The following is an 18,174-nucleotide window of genomic DNA, read 5'->3' as shown; positions in this document are numbered from 1 at the left end:
CTAGCAGGCGGGCCTGTATCAGGGAGACGGTCATGGGTCGCAAGAAGGGTCGCGAGATTTCGGGCTGGGTTGTCGTCGACAAACCCGCGGGGGTGACCTCGACCGCGGTCGTGGGCAAGGTCCGCTGGGCCTATGACGCGAAGAAGGCGGGGCATGCGGGCACGCTCGACCCGGCCGCAACCGGCGTTCTGGCGGTGGCCTTGGGCGAGGCGACGAAGACCGTGCCCTTCATCACCGATGCGCTGAAATGCTACCGCTTTCAGGTGCGTTTCGGTGCGGCGACCGCGACCGACGATGCCGAGGGCGCGATCGTCGCCCGGTCCGACAGCCGCCCGAGCGATGCCGAGATTCTGGCCGCGCTGGGCGCGTTCCGGGGCGACATAATGCAGGTGCCGCCGCAATATTCCGCGGTGAAGGTCGAGGGTGAACGTGCCTATGATTTGGCCCGCGAAGGGGTGGGGATGGATCTGGCGGCCCGCCCGCTCTGGGTCGAAAGCCTCGAGATGATCGCGCGGCCCGATGCCGACACGGTCGAGTTGGAAATGGTCTGCGGCAAGGGCGGCTATGTCCGTGCCATCGCCCGCGATCTGGGGCAGGCTTTGGGCTGCCTTGGCCATGTGCTCTGGCTGCGCCGGGTCTGGTCGGGCCCGTTCGAGGCCGACAAGGGGCTGAGCCTTGACGAGATCGACCGGATGGCGCGGACGCCGGAGCTGGATGCGCAGCTGCTGCCGCTGGAACTGGGTCTTGACGATCTGCCCGAGGTCAAGGCCACCGTCGAAGGCGCGGTGCGGCTGAGCCATGGCAACCCCGGTCAGGTGATCTGTTCGGGCATCGACTTCGGCACCGAGGTCTGGGTCAGCCACCACGGTCTGGCCATTGCCGTCGGTCGCTACATGGGCGGCGAGGTCCACCCCGACCGCGTCTTCAACCGGACCGAGGCATGATCACCCGGACCCATGTCAAGGGCGATGCCCCCTCGGTGGCGGTCTATTCCGACTGCGAGGCCTATCGCTATCTGCTGACGCGGGTCTGGGATGATGCCCTGCCGCGGGCGCTGTTCGTGATGCTCAACCCCTCGACCGCGACCGAGGTGCAGAATGATCCTACGGTCGAACGCTGCGAACGCCGGGCGCGGGCCTTGGGGTTCGGCGCCTTCCGGGTGACGAACATCTTCGCCTTTCGCGCCACCGATCCGCGGGCGATGCGGGCCATGGCCGATCCGGTCGGGCCGGAAAACGATGCGGCGATCCTGGGCAGTCTGGATTGGGCGGGTGGCCCGGCGGACCGGATCGTCTGCGCCTGGGGCGCGCATGGGGCGCATCTGGGCCGCGGCGCGGCGGTCGAGCGGCTGTTGCGCGAATCGGGCCGCGATCTGCACCATCTGGGCCTGACCGCCGCCGGGGCGCCGAAACACCCGCTTTACATCGGCTATGCCCAGCCGCTGCAGCCCTGGCTCTGACCCGGCCAAAGCCGCCGGACCTTAACCAAGCCGAAAGAAAACCGCGGCGCGATCTTGTCCGGCCGTGTTTTGCTTTTGTTCGGCGGGCCGGTTTCGGCTATGATGCCGCGTGGGCTGTGAGGGTGTGCCATGCTGTTTCTGTCCGGGTTTCTGGGTCTTTTGATGGCGGGTCTGGCCGCGGGCGTCGCTCCGGCCGGGGATACGGAGACCGAGGCGGTCGAAGACAGCGCCCCCGATGAGGCGGAGACCGGCGCGCAGGATGATGTCCCCCCGGAAGATCCCGCCGATACGGGCGGCGAAGATACGGGCAGCGAAGATACGGGCAGCGAAACCACCCTTCCCGGCGAGGACAGGCCCGAGCCCGAAGTCTCGCCCGAGGCGACCGATGGCCGGGACATCCTGTGGGGCGATCTTTTTGCCGACCGGATCGACGGTCTGGCGGGCAGCGACCAGATCAACGGCTATGCGGGCGACGACACGATCGCGGGTGGCAGTGGCGACGACAGCCTTCTGGGTGCGGCGGGCGATGACAGTCTGGACGGCGGCAGCGGCGATGACAGTCTCGAGGGGGATTACGGCGCCGACACGCTGACGGGCGCGGCGGGCGACGACCTTTTGGTGGCGGGTTTCGGCGATGACCTGCTGAGCGGCGGAGCAGGGGCGGATTGGCTGATGGGCGGCGCCGATGACGACCGGATCGCGGGCGATGACGGCGATGACAGCCTGGACGGCAACGACGGCGACGACAGCCTCACCGGCGGGATGGGCGAAGACGAGCTGTGCGGCGGAAACGGCGACGATCTGCTCATCGGGGTTGTTTCGGACGGCCAAAGCGGCAACAGTGATGCCGATGGCATGGATTTCCTCAACGGCGGTGTGGGGGCCGATACGCTGATGATAGGGTCGGGTGATTGGGCCTCGGGTGGGGAGGACGGGGATCTGTTCGCGCTGGGCGAGTGGATCGACCCGGAAACCCCCGCGACGATCACCGATTATGATTCCGCGGCCGATCAGATCGTCGTCGTCTACGACCCCGACAGCGGCGTCACCCCCGAGGTGGCGCTGGAACCTTCCGAGACCGAGGGCAACCTCTGGATCACGCTGAACGGCGTGCGACTGGCCGAGGTGGTGGATGCGGGCGATCTGCGCCCCGAGGAGGTGCTGCTTATCACCCCCGAGGAATTCGGCGCCGTCTGACCCCGGCTTTGCGCTTTCCTTTGCGCGGCTTTTCCGCTAAACGCCGCCATCCGCCGGATTCGGCGGAGACTCCACGGGCCCTGCTGGACGACATCCCGGCTTGCGCCATCACCCTTTGAACAGGAGACCCCGATGTCGATCACCGTCGAAGAAAAGAACCGTCTGATCAAGGAATTCGCGACCAAGGAAGGCGACACCGGTTCGCCCGAAGTTCAGGTTGCGATCCTCAGCTCGCGCATTGCGACGCTGACCGAGCACTTCAAATCGCACAAGAAGGACAACCACTCGCGTCGTGGCCTTCTGATGATGGTGGCCCAGCGCCGCAAGCTGCTCGACTATCTGAAGAAGAAGGAAGTGGCCCGCTACCAGTCGCTGATCGAGCGCCTCGGCCTGCGCCGCTGACCCCTTTCGGGTTCGGAAAACGGAACGCCTGTCGCGCGAGCGGCAGGCGTTTTGCTTTGGGATTTCGCCTCGGCTGGTGCCGAGGCGACCCGGGCGGAGGCTCCGCCCCCGCACCCCCGGCGTATTTGCACCAAGAAAAAGCAGGGCGCCGCCAAAGGGGTGAAAGTCCGCAAGGGGCTTTGTCTTTTGCCTTGCCCCAAATATCCCGGGGGTCCGGGGGCGGAGCCCCCGGCGGGTCGCCGCGGCGCAAGCTGCGGCGAAATCTGTCTCTGAGAGGGGGGGGCACAATTGCGGGATGTCTGGCGGCGCGCCATATTTTCCCTTGGTTGTTCAGGCCCTCGCAACTCCCTGCTTCCCAAAAGCCCGATTTTCCTGTAAGGGCGCACAATCTGCGACGTGAGCCCACTCCCCCCGGGCGCATGCACAGGATTGGGGGGCGGCGGCAATGGGGCCGCCATATGCCGGGAGACATGGGAAGGTCCCATGCGTGCTCCCAGACAGGATACGCTGATGTTCAACGTTACGAAAAAATCGATCCAGTGGGGCGGTGAAACGCTGACGCTGGAAACGGGCAAGGTTGCCCGTCAGGCTGACGGCTCGGTCATCGCCACTCTGGGCGAAACCTCGGTCATGGCCAACGTCACCTTCGCCAAGGAAGCGAAGCCGGGGCAGGACTTCTTCCCGCTGACCGTGCATTACCAGGAAAAATACTACGCCGCCGGCAAGATCCCCGGCGGGTTCTTCAAACGCGAAGCCCGTCCTTCGGAAAAGGAAACGCTGGTCTCGCGTCTGATCGACCGTCCCTGCCGTCCGCTCTTCGTCCCGGGCTTCAAGAACGAAGTTCTGGTGATGGCCACCGTGCTCTCCTGCGATCTGGTGAACGATCCCGATATCGTCGCGATGATCGCCGCCTCGGCCGCGCTGACGATCTCGGGCGTGCCCTTCATGGGCCCGATCGGCGCCGCGCGCGTGGGCTTTGCCCATGGCGCCTATGTGCTGAACCCGGCCATGGATGACATGACCAAGCTGCGCGACAATCCGGAGCAGCGTCTGGATCTGGTCATCGCGGGCACGAAAGACGCCGTGATGATGGTCGAATCGGAAGCCTATGAGCTGACCGAAGACGAGATGCTCGGCGCGGTCAAATTCGGCCACGAGCAGATGCAGCCGGTCATCGACCTGATCATCTCGCTGGCCGAAGATGCCGCGAAAGAGCCCTTCCATTTCACCGCGCCCGATTACTCGGCGCTGCTGGGCCGCGTGAAGGCCGCCGGTGAAGCCGAAATGCGCGCCGCTTTCGCGATCCGCGACAAGCAGGAGCGGTCGAATGCGATCTCGGCCACGGTCGATCTGATCAAGTCGAAGCTCTCGGAAGAAGATCTGGCCGATATCAACCTTGGTTCGGCGATCAAGGCGCTGGAATCGGGCATCCTGCGCGGGGACATCATCAACGGTGGCGCCCGCATCGACGGCCGCGACAACCGCACCGTGCGCCCGATCGTGGCGGAAGTCGGCATCCTGCCGCGCACCCACGGCTCGGCTTTGTTCACCCGGGGCGAGACCCAGGGCCTGGTCGTGACCACCCTCGGCACCGGCGATGACGAACAGATCATCGACGCGCTGAACGGCAACACCCGGTCGAACTTCCTGCTGCACTACAACTTCCCGCCCTATTCGGTCGGCGAAGTGGGCCGCGTCGGCAGCCCGGGCCGTCGCGAGATCGGCCATGGCAAGCTGGCCTGGCGCGCGCTGCAGGCGGTTCTGCCCGCGGCGACCGACTTCCCCTACACGATCCGCGTCGTGTCGGAGATCACCGAATCGAACGGCTCGTCCTCGATGGCGTCGGTCTGCGGTGGCTCGCTGTCGATGATGGATGCCGGTGTGCCGCTGAAAGCCCCGGTGGCCGGTGTGGCCATGGGTCTGATCCTGGAAGAGGACGGCCGCTGGGCGGTGCTGACCGACATCTTGGGCGACGAAGACCACCTGGGCGACATGGACTTCAAGGTGGCGGGGACCGAAAACGGCATCACCTCGCTGCAGATGGACATCAAGGTCGCGGGCATCACGCCCCAGATCATGGAACAGGCGCTGGCGCAGGCGAAAGACGGCCGGATGCACATTCTGGGCGAGATGTCGAAAGCGCTGTCCGCCGGTCGTCAGGAATTCTCGGCCCATGCGCCGCGGATCGAGACGATGCAGATCCCGACCGACAAGATCCGCGAAGTGATCGGCTCGGGCGGCAAGGTGATCCGCGAGATCGTCGAGGTCTCGGGTGCCAAGGTCGACATCAACGACGACGGCGTGATCAAGATCGCCTCGGCCAATGCCGATGCCATCAAGAAGGCCTATGACATGATCTATTCGATCGTGGCCGAGCCGGAAGAAGGCAAGGTGTATCGCGGCAAGGTGGTGAAGCTGGTCGATTTCGGCGCCTTCGTGAACTTCTTCGGCAAGCGCGATGGTCTGGTGCATGTCTCGCAAATCGCGGGCAAGCGTCTGAACCACCCGAACGAGGCGCTGAAGGAAGGTCAGGAAGTCTGGGTCAAGCTGCTCGGCTTCGACGATCGCGGCAAGGTGCGCCTTGGCATGAAGATGGTCGATCAGGAGACCGGCGCGGAACTGCCGCCCGAGTCGAAATCGAAGGATGAGCAGCCCGAGGGCTGATCGCTTCCGCAAGAAACGGCAAAGCCCCCGCAACCGCGGGGGCTTTTGCTTTTTCGGCTTTCGGCCGAGGGGCTTAGCGCCCGTAGACGGTATGGCGGGCCAGATCGCGGGCATTGTGGCGCGACAGGCCAAGGTCGCACCAGTCGGCATCGGTCATGCGGTCGAATTCCGCCAGCAGCGCGACATAGGCGCGGCGTTGCGCGCGGGCGTCACGGATCCGGGCAAGGCCGCGGGCAAGCGCATCGAACAGCGGAACGGGGCGGGGCAGGGCTTGGGCAGAAGCGAGGGGCATCTTTTCGTCTTTCGGTCTCCGGCAGGACCATCCCGCCGTTACCGATAACTTGCGCCTTGTGCTGCGTTTGCACAATCCGGGGATTGGGCAATGCCGCGATGCGGAATGTGCATGACTGGTAAGTTTTGATTACCAGATGGGCGTGAAATAATTTGATCAAATTTCCCGGCGGGTGGCTTGCCACGGAGCCCGGTCGCTGTCACGCTGGGCGCAATCAGGGAGACCGCCATGATCGAAAAACGCCTCTTCTACATCGACGGCCAGTGGGTGGCCCCGGACCTGCCGCGCGACCATTTCGTGATCGACCCCTCGACCGAAGAGCCCTGCGCGGTGATTTCGCTGGGCGACCGGGCCGATACCGAAGCCGCCGTGGCGGCGGCCCTGCGCGCAGGGCCCGGCTGGGCCGCAACGCCGCCCGCGGAGCGTCTGGCGGCGGTCGAACGCCTTCTGGCGATCTATCAGGCCCGGGCCGAGGACATGGCGGCGGCGATGAGCCTTGAAATGGGCGCGCCGATCGACTTTGCCCGCGAAAGCCAGGTGGGGGCGGGGATCTGGCACATCTCGAATTTCATCAAGGCGGCCAAGGACTTCAAATGGGTGCATCCGTTGGGCGATGGCACGCCGGGGGCGATGATCGCTTACGAACCCGTCGGCGTCGTGGGGCTGATCACGCCCTGGAACTGGCCGATGAATCAGGTGACGCTAAAGGTCGTTCCGGCGCTGATCGCGGGTTGCACGATGGTGCTGAAACCCTCCGAGGAGGCGCCGCTGTCCTCGCTGCTCTTTGCGGAATTCGTGCACGCGGCGGGGGTGCCTGCGGGCGTCTTCAATCTGGTGAACGGCGATGGCGCGGGCGTGGGCACGCAGCTTTCGACGCATCCCGATGTGGAAATGATCTCCTTCACCGGCTCGACCCGGGCGGGCAAGGCGATTTCGCAGGCCGCGGCCAGCACGCTGAAACGGGTCTGTCTCGAACTTGGCGGCAAGGGGGCGAACCTTGTCTTTGCCGATGCCGACGAAAATGCGGTGGCCCGCGGCGTGCGGCATTGCATGAACAATTCGGGCCAAAGCTGCAACGCGCCGACGCGGATGCTGGTCGAGCGCCCGCTTTACGACCGCGCGGTGGAAATCGCGGCCGAGGTTGCGGCGTCGATCAAGGTCGGCTCGGCGCATGAACCGGGCCGCCACATCGGCCCGGTGGTGAACGCGGCGCAGTTCGAGAAGATCCAGTCCCTGATCGAAAGCGGGATCAAGGAGGGGGCGCGTCTGGTCGCCGGAGGCCTTGGCCGCCCCGAGGGGCTGAACAAGGGCTTCTTCATCCGCCCGACCGTCTTTGCCGATTGCACCCCGGAGATGACGGTTATGCGGGAAGAAATCTTCGGCCCCGTCCTCTCGATCATGCCCTTCGACACCGAGGCCGAGGCGGTCGAAATCGCCAATGCCACGCCCTACGGCCTGACCAACTATGTGCAATCGCAAGACGGCGCCCGTCGCAACCGGCTGGCGCGACTGCTGCGCTCGGGCATGGTCGAGATGAACGGCCAAAGCCGCGGCGCGGGGGCGCCCTTTGGCGGCGTGCGCGCCTCGGGCCGCGCGCGCGAGGGCGGCCGCTGGGGCATCGAGGAATTCTGCGAGGTGAAGTCGATCTCCGGCTGGGCCGAGTAAGCCCCCCGAAGCAAGAGGCGTATTTGAGCCAGGAAAAGCCCGCAGTTTCTTCTTGGTCCAAATACGCCCTTTTCCACGCTGGCCCCGAAGCGCTGCGCCCGCAGGCTTGCCCTTTCCACCGTGCCGGGCGATGCTCGCGCAGCCCAAAGGAGCCTGCCCATGAGTTTCACCCTTGCCACCTGGAACATCAACTCGGTCCGCCTGCGCGAAGCGCTGGTGTGCAAGCTGATGACCGAGGAGGCCCCCGACGTTCTGTGCCTGCAGGAATGCAAGAGCCCGGTCGAAAAGATCCCCTTCGCGGCCTTTGCCGCACTTGGCTATCGCTACCACGTCGCGCGCGGGCAAAAGGGCTACAACGGCGTCGCGATCCTGTCGAAACTGCCGATGGTCGAGGCCGGGGCGGGCGATTACGCGGGCCTTGGCCATGCGCGCCACATCGCCGGGCGGCTGGAAAATGGCGTCACCATCCACAATTTCTATGTGCCTGCGGGGGGCGACATCCCGGACCGGGCCGAGAACGAGAAATTCGGCCAGAAGCTCGATTTCCTGACCCATATGCGCGACGATTTCCACGCCCATCGGCCCGACCGCGCGATCCTTGTGGGCGATCTCAACATCGCGCCGCGCGAGGATGACGTCTGGAACCACAAGGCGCTCTTGAAGATCGTTTCGCACACGCCGATCGAGGTCGAGCATCTGGCGGCGGCGCAGGAGGCGGGCGGCTGGGTCGATGTCACCCGCGCCGATATCCCCGAGGGGCGGCTTTATTCCTGGTGGTCCTATCGCTCGCCCGATTGGGATGCGGCGGACAAGGGCCGCAGGCTGGATCACATCTGGGCGACGCCCGACATCGTGGGCGCGGCGCAGGGCAGCCGGATCCTGCGCGCGGCCCGGGGCTGGGAGCAGCCCTCGGACCATGTCCCGGTCTTTGCCACTTTCGATCTTTGAACGGCGCCCCTTGGCGCGGGCCGGGCGGCGGCGCATATAGGGGCAAAGATCCAAAATGAGGACCTCCATGTTCGGAACCGACACGAAACCCGCGCAAACGTTCGTCAAGGATGTCACGGAAACCACCTTCATGGCCGAGGTGGTCGATGCCTCGATGGCTGTCCCGGTCATCGTCGATTTCTGGGCGCCCTGGTGCGGCCCCTGCAAGACGCTTGGACCGCAGCTTGAGGCGGCGGTGAACGCGCTGAAGGGCCGCGTGGTGATGGCCAAGATCAACGTCGATGAAAACCAGCGCCTGGCGCAGGTGCTGGCGCAGCAGGGGTTGCCGTTGCAATCGATCCCGACCGTTGTCGCCTTCTACCAAGGCCGCCCGGTCGACATGTTCCAGGGCGCCATTCCCGCCTCGCAGATCAAGACCTTTGTCGAGAAGCTGGCGGGCCTTGCCGGGGACGGCGGCTTGGGCGAAGCCCTGGCCGCGGCGGAAGAAATGCTGGCCGAAGGCGCCGCGGTCGATGCGGCCGAGACCTTCGCCGCGATCCTGGGCGAAGAGCCCGAGAATGCCGAGGCCTATGGCGGCCTTGTGCGGGCGCATCTGGCAGCGGGCAATCTGGATCAGGCCGAACTGATCCTGGCGGGGGCGCCTGCCAAGATCGCGACGGCCGCGCCAGTCGAGGCCGCCCGCGCGCAGCTGGCCTTGGCGAAACAGGCCGCGAAGGCCGGGCCGCTTGACGAGCTGAAGGCGAAGCTGGCCGCCGATCCGAACGACCATCAGGCCCGCTTCGATCACGCCACCGCGCTGCATGCCGCGGGGCAGGTCCAAGAGGCGGTCGAGGAGCTTCTGGAACTCTTCCGCCGCGACCGCGACTGGAACGAGGGCGCGGCGAAAACCCAGCTTTTCACCATCTTCGACAGCCTCAAGCCCGCCGACCCGATCGTAGTCAAAGGGCGGCGGCGTTTGTCGTCGATGATATTTGCCTGATCAAGGGGGCGGGCTATCTGATGCGGATGATCAAACCCAGTGACCTGCCCGCCCAGATCCCGCTTTTCCCGCTTCCGGGGGCGCTTTTGCTGCCCCGGGGGCGGTTGCCGCTGCATATCTTCGAACCGCGTTACCTGCAGATGGTCGAAGACTGTCTGGCGACGCCGCATCGGCTGATCGGCATGATTCAGCCCTGCAAGGGCCGCGACGGTGCGCAAAAGCTCTCGGCCATCGGCTGTGCCGGGCGGCTGACCGGCTTTTCCGAAACCGAAGACGGCCGTTACATGATCACGCTTTCGGGCGTGTCGCGGTTCCGTCTGCAGCGCGAAATCCCCGGACCCAGCCCCTATATCCGCGCCGAGATCGGCTGGACCGATTTCCCCCGCGATATCGGCAACCCCGAACACGACACCGGCTTCGACCGGGACGGGCTTCTGGACCTGCTCGGCCGCTATCTGCACACGCAGGGGCTGGACACCGATTGGGAGGCGCTGAAGGATGCCGAGGATGAATTCCTGATCAACGCGCTGTCGATGCTTCTGCCCTTCGAGCCAGAGGACAAGCAGGCGCTTCTGGAAGCGCCCAGCCTGCCCACGCGGCGCGAAACCCTGGTGACGCTGATGGAATTCGTGCTGCACGGCGGCATCGAGGAACGGCGGCAATGACCGGGGGCCTGCCGCAGCTTGTCCCCGAGGCCGAGCGCGGCGGCTTTGACCGCCGCATGCTGGAAGCGCTGGTCTGTCCGCTGACACAGGCGCCGCTGCACTATGACTGCGAGCGGCAGGAGTTGGTGTCGCGCGCGGCCGGGCTCGCTTTTCCGATCCGCCGCGGCATCCCGATCATGCTGGTCGACGAGGCCCGGCAGCTCGACTAGATCTGCCGCCCCTGCAACAGTTTCGGCTGCGGACCGGAAAGCCCCGCCGCCTGCCGCATGAAGCCCCGCCGCAGCGGGCCGATCGCCTGAACCAGACCCATGCCCAGATCCCGCCCGGCCCGCAGCACCGGATTGTCGTTGGAAAACAGCTTGTTGACCGTGTCCATGCCCAGCGCCAGCGTCGTCGCATCGAAGCGGCGCCACAGCTGATAGCGTTCCAGCGTGTGGATCGAGCCGATATCCTCGCCCCGCCGCATCGCGCCGATCAGCACCTCGGCCAGGGCCGCGACATCGCGCAGGCCAAGGTTCAGCCCCTGTCCGGCAATCGGATGCACCCCATGCGCGGCATCGCCCACCAAAGCCACGCGGTCGGCGGCATAGGCTTTCGCCAGCGTCAGATTCAAAGGATAGCTGAAGCGCGGCCCGACAAGGCTGATCCGGCCCAGAAAATCGCCAAAGCGCGGCCGCACCAGTTCCATGAAATCGTCGTCACTGAGTTTCGCGATCACGGCGGCGTTGGCGTCCGTCTCGCTCCAGACGATGGAGGAGCGGTTGCCGGTCAGCGGCAGGATCGCCAGCGGCCCATTCGGCATGAACAGCTGATAGGCGATGCCTTCGTGCGGCTTTTCATGCGCCAGCGCGGCGACAAGGGCGGTTTGGCCATAACCCCAGCCCTCGCGCCCGATCCCGGCGCGTTCGGCCACGCCCGAGCGGCGCCCGTCCGCCCCGATCAGCACCCGGCCCGACAGGATTTGGCCATTTGACAGCGTCACCCGGACGGCGCCCGGAACGACCTCCTGCGCCACGACCGAGGTTTTGGAAATCAGCGTGATACGCGGGTTCTCCTCCATCGCCGTCAGAAAGGCGCGATACAGAAAGCGATCCTCCAGCATGTAGCCGACCGGCTTTTGATCGAGCTCGCGGCTGTCGAAATGCAGAAAGAACGGCGCGGCGCCTTCGCCCGGGCGGCCGTCGAAGGCCTTCACATCGTTGATCGGCTGCGCCTGCGCGGCCACCGCGGGCCAGATGCCAAGTGCCCCGAGCAGCTTTTGCGAGGCCAGCGCCAGCGCATAGGCGCGGCCGTCAAAGGCGTCGTTGGCCCGGCGCTGCGCGGGGGCGGCGTCGATCACGGTGACGGAAAGGCCCGCGCCCGCAAGGGCAAGGGCAAGCGCGGGGCCATTCAGACCACCGCCGGCGATGAGAACGTCGTGAACCTGTGTCATGCGCCCAATATGGCGCGGGCGGCGGGATTGTCCATTGCCTGCGCGCCCGTTAGCCTGCGCAAAACGAAGGGGGTTGCGATGCTGGAACGGTTCTGGTCGGCCGCCACGCAGGGGCAGGCGATGGCGGAAGGCAGGCTTGATCCTGTCGACATGGTCGAGGCCTATCTGGACGCGGCCGCGGGGCGGACGGATGTCTACGCCCGGCTGACCCCCGAACGCGCCCGGTCCGAGGCGATGGCGGCGCGGACCCGGCTGCGGGGCGGTCTGGCGCGCGGGCCTTTGGACGGCGTCGCGCTGAGCTGGAAGGATCTGTTCGACACCGCGGGCATCGCGACCGAGGCGGGATCGCAGTTGCTGGCGGGCCGGGTGCCCGCGGCGGATGCCGAGGTGCTGCAGGCCGCGACGCTGATGGGCACGGTCTGTCTGGGCAAGACCCATATGACGGAGCTGGCTTTTTCCGGGCTTGGGATCAACCCGATGACCGCGACGCCGCCGAATGCGGTGACCACGGGTCTGGCGCCGGGGGGATCGAGTTCCGGGGCGGCGGTCTCGGTGAAGCTGGGGCTTGCGGCGGCGGCGGTAGGGTCGGACACGGGCGGCTCGGTGCGGATCCCGGCGGCGTGGAACGATCTGGTGGGGCTGAAGACGACCGCGGGGCGCGTTTCGACTGCGGGCGTCGTGCCCTTGTGCAAGCGCTTCGACACGGTCGGGCCGCTCGCCCGCACGGTCGAGGATTGCGCGCTGGTTCTGGCCGCACTCGAAGGCCGAACCGCCCCCGATCTGCGCGGGGCGCCGCTGTCGGGGGCGCGGCTTCTGGTGCTGGACGGTCTGCCCTTTGCGTCCGCGCGCGAAGCCCCGGTGCGCGGGTTCGAGGCGGCGGTGAAACGCTTTGAAAAGGCCGGTGCAAGGATCGAACGCCGCACGCTGCCGATGGTGGCGCCTGCGATGGACCTTTCCGGCACTCTTTTCGCCCCCGAGGCTTACGGGCTTTGGGCCGAGGTGATCGAGGCCGCGCCCGAGAAGATGTATCCGGTGATCTTGCAGCGGTTCCGCGGCGGGGCCGGTATTGGCGCGGCCGAGTATGTGAAGGCCTGGGACGATCTTGCGCGCTATCGGGCCGACTGGCAGGCAGCGGTGGCGGGCTATGATGCCGTGCTTGTCCCCACCGCGCCGATCCTGCCGCCCGATGCGGCGCGGCTCTTGACCGACCCGGCCTATTTCGCCGCCGAAAACCTGCTCGCTTTGCGCAACACCCGCATTGCCAATATCTTCGGCCTCTGCGCCCTGACCCTGCCCACGGGCGAGCCGATGTGCGGGATTTCCCTGATGGGCAAGCCGATGCAGGAAGCTGCCCTGTGCCGTCTGGCCCTTGCGGCCGAGGCGGCGCTTGGCTGAAAAGTCACAATCCCGCTCCCCCATTGGCGCAGCGGATGCGCTTTTTCTGGACGTGACCCACAAGCTTGGGTAGTTTTGCCGCAAACGGGGCGAAACGACCCCGAGCATGAGGCACAGATGGAGTTTCCCGAGCGGTTTGCGAACCTGCCCGAATATGCGTTTCCGCGTCTGCGGGCGCTGCTTGACCACCTGAAACCGGGGGGCGAGCCGATTGCCATGACCATCGGCGAGCCGCGCCACCCGATGCCCGATTTCGTCGGGCCGGTGCTGGCGGCCAGCCTGTCGGAATTCGGCCAGTATCCGGCCAATGACGGCACGCCCGAACTTCTGGCGGCCATCTCCGGCTGGCTGGGGCGGCGTTACGGCGTTGATGTGGCGCAAAACCGGTTGATGGTGCTCAATGGCACGCGCGAGGGGCTGTTCAACGCGGCGATTGCGCTGTGCCCCGAAACCAAGCGCGGCAAGCGTCCGGTCATTCTGGTGCCGAACCCCTTCTATCAGGTCTATGCCGTCGCCGCCGCGACCGTGGGGGCCGAGGTGGTCTTTGTTCCGGCGAGCGAGGAAACCGGCTTCCTGCCCGATTACGAAAGCCTGCCCGCCGAGATTCTGGATCGCACGACGATCGCTTACCTCTGCTCGCCCGCCAATCCGCAGGGCTCGGTCGCCTCGCGCGACTATCTGGCCCGGCTGCTGGCGCTGGCGGAAAAGCATGATTTCCGGCTGTTTTCGGATGAATGCTATTCGGAGCTGTGGCGCACGGCGCCGCCGCCCGGCGCGCTGGAAGTGGCGGCCGAGACCGGCACCGATCCGGAACGGGTGGTGATCTTTCATTCGCTCTCGAAACGTTCGAACATGCCGGGGCTGAGATCCGGCTTTTGCGCGGGTGGTCCGCAGGCGATGCAGCGCATCCGGCAGCTGCGCGCCTATGCCGGGGCGCCCCTGCCGCAACCCATTCAGCGCGTGTCCGAACGCGCCTGGGCCGACGAGGCGCATGTGACCCAAAACCGCGCGCTTTATGCGGAGAAATACGCCGATGCCGCGGAAATCTTCAGCGGTGTCAACAGCTTCCGCCTGCCAGAGGGGGGCTTCTTCCTGTGGCTGCCGGTCGAGGATGGCGAGGCGGCGGCGGTGAAACTTTGGACCGAAACCGGGGTCCGTGTCCTGCCGGGGGCCTATCTGGCCCGCGACGTGGACGGCGAAAACCCCGGCAAGGGCTTTATCCGGGCGGCCTTGGTCGCCCCAAAAGAAGAAACGCGGCGCGGGCTGATCAGGCTGCGCGACTGCCTGTTCACCTAAGGAGGGTTCAGCATGGCATCCTTTCAGGCGCGGCAACGCGAACCGCTGCTGGATCAGGACACGCAGGCCGTTCTGGAACGGCGCGGGCGCGAGTTGCTGGGCGTGGTCTTTCTGGTGCTGGCGGTGATGGCGACGCTGATGCTCGCCTCCTATTCGCCCGAAGATCCAAGCTGGATGGCCGTCTCCGATGCGCCGGTGCAGAACTGGCTGGGCCGGATCGGGGCGGGCATCGCCTCGCCGCTCATCGTGATCGTCGGGCGCGGGGCGTGGCTGTTGCCGGTGTCGCTGGCGATCTGGGGCGGGCGGCACATCCTGCATCGCGGCGAAGAGCGGGTGACGGGCCGGATGGTCTTTCTGCCGATCGCGATTGCGGTGGCGGCGGTCTATGCCGCGCTGCTGGTGCCCGGCGCCGAATGGGGCCGTGCCTATGGCCTGGGCGGCAATTTTGGCGACATGATCGCCGGATCGCTGCTGGGGCTGTCGCCGGTCGAGGGCTCGATCGGGCTCAAGCTGATGACCGTGGTGATGGCGGTGCTGACGCTGCTCATCACGCTTTTCGTCACCGGCTTCGACCGTCTGGAACTGGGCGCGCTGACCCGGTTCCTGCTTCTGGGCACGGTGGCAAGCTATGCGGCCGCGATGACGGCGCTGGGCAAGGGGGCTTCGGCCTCGGTCCGGATGGCGCGCGAGGCGGCCGAGGTGGCGCGCGAACGTCGGGCGCAGGCGGCGGCGCTGGCGCAGCAGCAGGCGGCCTGGCAGGCGCAGCAGGGCTGGACGATGGCGCAACCGCCGCGCCCCGAGGCGCAGACCGCCGATATCGTGCGGCAAGCCGTGGCCTCGCGGGTGCGGCGTCCGGTCGAGCCCGAGCCCGATCCGGTGCTTTATGACGATTATGTGCCCGAAGCGGAACTGGTCGAGCCGGTGCAGACCTGGGATATGCCGATGGCCGAGCCGCCCTCGGAAGATCGGATCAAGGCGCGCATCCTGCAGGCGGTGAAGACCCGGGCCACCGCCCCGACGCCGATGCCGGCCCCGGCGCCCGCGCCGCAGATGCGGGCCGAGCCGAGCCTTTACGCCACCCGCCCGCAGCCCGAACCTGTCGCCGAACCGGCCCCGGCCTCGGTTCTCGCCGCGGTCTCGGCGCGGCTGGCCCGCGGGCCGAAGACCCCGCCCGCGCCGCTGCTGCGTGTCGAGCCGCCGCTGCAGGCCCGTCCGCGCTACATGCCCGGCGCCGCCCCGGCAGTTCCCCCGGTGGCCCCCCCCGTGCTGCCCATGGGCGCCGAGCCGCAAGAGCCGGACTGGTCGCAGCCGATGAGTGCCATGCAGCCGCCGGAGGATCTGGCGCCCGAGGAGGTCTGGGAAGATCAGGCCTTCGAACGCAACGTCTTTTCCGATCTGGGCGAGGACGTGCCGCCCGCGCCGATGCCGAAGATTTCGGCGCGACGGGCCACCACGGCACCGCCCGCGCCCGAGCGTCGGGTGGTGGCGCCGCCGCGCAGGCCCGCCGCGCCCTCGAAACAGGCGATGGCCGAGGAACAGCCGACCCTGCGCTTCGACACCCCGGACAAGCCCGCCTATGAGGTGCCGCCGCTGAGCCTTCTGACCAATCCGGTCTCGATCCAGCGGCACCAGCTTTCGGATGAGGCGCTGGAAGAAAACGCCCGCATGCTGGAAAGCGTGCTGGATGATTATGGCGTGAAGGGCGAGATCGTCTCGGTTCGGCCCGGTCCGGTCGTGACCATGTATGAGCTGGAACCGGCGCCGGGGCTGAAGGCGAGCCGGGTGATCGGTCTGGCCGATGACATTGCGCGGTCGATGTCGGCGCTGTCGGCGCGGGTCTCGACCGTGCCGGGTCGGTCCGTGATCGGGATCGAATTGCCGAATGCACATCGCGAAAAGGTGGTGCTGCGGGAAATCCTTTCGGCGCGCGATTTCGGCGACAGCAACATGCGGCTGCCGCTGGCCTTGGGCAAGGATATCGCGGGCGAGGCCGTGGTGGCGAACCTGGCGAAGATGCCCCACCTGCTGATCGCGGGGACGACGGGCTCGGGCAAGTCGGTGGCGATCAACACGATGATCCTGTCGCTGCTTTACAAGCTCTCGCCCGAGGAATGCCGGTTGATCATGATCGACCCGAAGATGCTGGAACTGTCGGTCTATGACGGCATCCCGCATCTGCTCTCGCCCGTCGTCACCGATCCGAAAAAGGCCGTCGTGGCGCTGAAATGGGTCGTCGGCGAGATGGAGGAACGCTATCGCCGCATGTCGAAGATGGGCGTGCGCAACATCGAGGGCTATAACGGCCGCGTCCGCGAGGCGATGGAGCGCGGCGAGATGTTCAAGCGCACCGTGCAGACCGGCTTCGACGAGGACACCGGCGAGCCCGTCTTCGAGACCGAGGAATTCCAGCCCCGGCCCTTCCCCTATATCGTCGTCATCGTCGACGAGATGGCCGACCTGATGATGGTGGCGGGCAAGGAGATCGAAGCCTGTATTCAACGGCTTGCGCAGATGGCGCGGGCCTCGGGCATCCACCTGATCATGGCGACGCAGCGTCCGTCCGTGGACGTGATCACCGGCACGATCAAGGCGAACTTCCCGACCCGGATTTCCTTCCAGGTCACGTCGAAGATCGACAGCCGCACCATTCTGGGCGAACAGGGGGCCGAGCAGCTTCTGGGCATGGGCGACATGCTTTACATGGGCAATGGCGCGCGCATCACCCGGATTCACGGGCCCTTTGTTTCCGACGAGGAAGTCGAGGAAATCGTCAGCCATCTGAAGAGCTTCGGGCCGCCCGAATACATGTCGGGCGTGGTCGAGGGGCCGGATGAGGACGCGGCCTCGGATATCGACGCGGTGCTGGGTCTGGGCAGCAGCGGCAACGATGCCGAGGATGCGCTTTACGATACCGCGGTGGCGATCGTGATCAAGGATCGCAAATGCTCGACCTCCTATATCCAGCGCAAGCTGGGCATCGGCTACAACAAGGCGGCGCGGCTGGTGGAACAGATGGAAGAGCAGGGCGTGGTGACGCCCGCCAACCATGTGGGCAAGCGCGAAATTCTGGTGCCCGAACAGTAAAGGCGCAGGAAAGTGATCCCGGCCCCGCGCGATGTGACCCGCGCGGGGCTTTTTCTTCGCCCGATCTGCGGTAAGTTTGTCCCATGACCCTGATGCGTTTCGCCCCCGTAGCCGCCCTTTTGCCCGTCCTGATGCTGGCCCTTGCCGCCCCGGCCTGGGCGGAGAAGATCCCGCTTGCCCAGCTCTCGGCCTATCTGAACGGGCTGACGACGGCCGAGGCGAGTTTCACCCAGGTGAACGCCGACGGTTCGAAATCGACCGGCAAGCTTTTCCTGAAGCGGCCCGGGCGGATGCGGTTCGAATATACGAATGACAAGACGCTGGTGCTGGCCTCGGGCGGGCAGGTGGCGATCTTCGATCCGAAATCGAACCAGATCGCCGAGCAATATCCGCTCAAGCGCACGCCGCTGAACCTGATCCTGGCCGAGCGGATCGACCTTGCCCAGGCGCGGATGGTGGTCGGCCACGAGGCAGAGGGGGCGAATACCGCGGTGGTGGCGCAGGACCCGCAGAACCCCGAATATGGCACGATCCGGCTGGTGTTTTCCGCCAATCCGGTGGCGCTGCGCAAATGGGTGATCACCGACGAGGCCGGGACGAAAACGGTGGTGATCCTGGATCAGCTCAAGCCCGGGGTCGATCCCGGCTCGCTGATGTTCTCGATCGTGGCCGAAACCGAGGCCCGCAAGAACTGAC

Annotated in this window: 16 protein-coding genes; 14 read left to right on the top strand and 2 right to left on the bottom strand. The window is 66.4% G+C overall.

Annotated elements, in window-relative coordinates:
- The first annotated feature begins 32 nt into the window (after positions 1–32).
- The 5 genes from truB to pnp all read left to right on the top strand — a co-directional run bounded on the left by truB (position 33) and on the right by pnp (position 5,722).
- Positions 33–944: a tRNA pseudouridine(55) synthase TruB gene (truB, locus tag ACTTAG_RS17390; protein ID WP_444463444.1), complete on the top strand. Its 912-nt coding sequence runs from the start codon at positions 33–35 to the stop codon at positions 942–944.
- Positions 941–1,459, top strand: coding sequence for a DUF1643 domain-containing protein (locus ACTTAG_RS17385; RefSeq protein WP_444463443.1), 519 nt, complete (start codon positions 941–943; stop codon positions 1,457–1,459). The genes truB and ACTTAG_RS17385 overlap by 4 nt, the downstream gene beginning before the upstream one ends.
- A gap of 129 nt (positions 1,460–1,588) precedes the next feature.
- Positions 1,589–2,656, top strand: a complete 1,068-nt coding sequence (locus tag ACTTAG_RS17380) for a calcium-binding protein (RefSeq protein WP_444463442.1) — start codon at positions 1,589–1,591, stop codon at positions 2,654–2,656.
- A 132-nt stretch (positions 2,657–2,788) separates the two neighbouring features.
- Positions 2,789–3,058, top strand: a complete 270-nt coding sequence (gene rpsO, locus ACTTAG_RS17375; RefSeq protein WP_444463441.1) for a 30S ribosomal protein S15 — start codon at positions 2,789–2,791, stop codon at positions 3,056–3,058.
- A gap of 510 nt (positions 3,059–3,568) precedes the next feature.
- On the top strand, positions 3,569–5,722 hold the full coding sequence (pnp, locus tag ACTTAG_RS17370; protein WP_444465277.1) for a polyribonucleotide nucleotidyltransferase: 2,154 nt from the start codon (positions 3,569–3,571) through the stop codon (positions 5,720–5,722).
- A 73-nt stretch (positions 5,723–5,795) separates the two neighbouring features.
- On the opposite strand, the gene ACTTAG_RS17365 is transcribed toward pnp, so the two are convergent.
- Complete coding sequence (locus ACTTAG_RS17365; protein ID WP_444463440.1) at positions 5,796–6,014, bottom strand: hypothetical protein; 219 nt, start codon at positions 6,012–6,014, stop codon at positions 5,796–5,798.
- A gap of 228 nt (positions 6,015–6,242) precedes the next feature.
- On the opposite strand from ACTTAG_RS17365, the gene ACTTAG_RS17360 reads away from it, so the two are divergent.
- From ACTTAG_RS17360 to ACTTAG_RS17340, 5 genes are all read left to right on the top strand, one after another.
- Positions 6,243–7,679: an aldehyde dehydrogenase family protein gene (locus tag ACTTAG_RS17360; protein WP_444463439.1), complete on the top strand. Its 1,437-nt coding sequence runs from the start codon at positions 6,243–6,245 to the stop codon at positions 7,677–7,679.
- A 159-nt stretch (positions 7,680–7,838) separates the two neighbouring features.
- Entirely contained in the window at positions 7,839–8,627 is a 789-nt protein-coding gene (locus ACTTAG_RS17355) for an exodeoxyribonuclease III (RefSeq protein WP_444463438.1), read from the top strand.
- Positions 8,628–8,694: 67 nt separating this feature from the next.
- A complete protein-coding gene (locus ACTTAG_RS17350) occupies positions 8,695–9,606 on the top strand; it encodes a tetratricopeptide repeat protein (RefSeq protein ID WP_444463437.1) in 912 nt (303 codons plus the stop codon).
- 26 nt (positions 9,607–9,632) lie between these two features.
- The gene (locus ACTTAG_RS17345; protein WP_444465276.1) at positions 9,633–10,271 is read left to right on the top strand and encodes an LON peptidase substrate-binding domain-containing protein; all 639 of its coding nucleotides are present in this window, start codon (positions 9,633–9,635) and stop codon (positions 10,269–10,271) included.
- Positions 10,268–10,480: a Trm112 family protein gene (locus tag ACTTAG_RS17340; protein ID WP_444463436.1), complete on the top strand. Its 213-nt coding sequence runs from the start codon at positions 10,268–10,270 to the stop codon at positions 10,478–10,480. The genes ACTTAG_RS17345 and ACTTAG_RS17340 overlap by 4 nt, the downstream gene beginning before the upstream one ends.
- Here ACTTAG_RS17340 and ACTTAG_RS17335 read toward each other — a convergent pair.
- Entirely contained in the window at positions 10,477–11,703 is a 1,227-nt protein-coding gene (locus ACTTAG_RS17335) for a UbiH/UbiF/VisC/COQ6 family ubiquinone biosynthesis hydroxylase (RefSeq protein ID WP_444463435.1), read from the bottom strand. The two genes, ACTTAG_RS17340 and ACTTAG_RS17335, sit on opposite strands and share 4 nt — an antisense overlap.
- 81 nt (positions 11,704–11,784) lie before the next feature.
- Here ACTTAG_RS17335 and ACTTAG_RS17330 point away from each other — a divergent pair, with 81 nt between their 5' ends.
- From ACTTAG_RS17330 to ACTTAG_RS17315, 4 genes are all read left to right on the top strand, one after another.
- A complete protein-coding gene (locus tag ACTTAG_RS17330) occupies positions 11,785–13,098 on the top strand; it encodes an amidase (protein WP_444465275.1) in 1,314 nt (437 codons plus the stop codon).
- A 117-nt stretch (positions 13,099–13,215) separates the two neighbouring features.
- Positions 13,216–14,394, top strand: a complete 1,179-nt coding sequence (locus ACTTAG_RS17325; protein WP_444463434.1) for an aminotransferase class I/II-fold pyridoxal phosphate-dependent enzyme — start codon at positions 13,216–13,218, stop codon at positions 14,392–14,394.
- Positions 14,395–14,406: 12 nt separating this feature from the next.
- The gene (locus ACTTAG_RS17320) at positions 14,407–17,478 is read left to right on the top strand and encodes a DNA translocase FtsK 4TM domain-containing protein (RefSeq protein ID WP_444463433.1); all 3,072 of its coding nucleotides are present in this window, start codon (positions 14,407–14,409) and stop codon (positions 17,476–17,478) included.
- Between the two features lie 83 nt (positions 17,479–17,561).
- Positions 17,562–18,173 carry a LolA family protein gene (locus tag ACTTAG_RS17315; RefSeq protein WP_444463432.1) on the top strand — a complete coding sequence of 204 codons (612 nt, stop codon included), beginning with the start codon at positions 17,562–17,564 and terminating at the stop codon, positions 18,171–18,173.
- Position 18,174 lies beyond the last annotated feature (1 nt).

Source organism: Rhodobacter capsulatus, assembly GCF_052363185.1.
GTDB classification, from domain to species: Bacteria; Pseudomonadota; Alphaproteobacteria; order Rhodobacterales; family Rhodobacteraceae; genus Rhodobacter; species Rhodobacter capsulatus_E.
The sequence above is the reverse complement of the archived record's forward strand: the minus strand, read 5'-3'. Positions and strand labels throughout refer to the sequence as shown.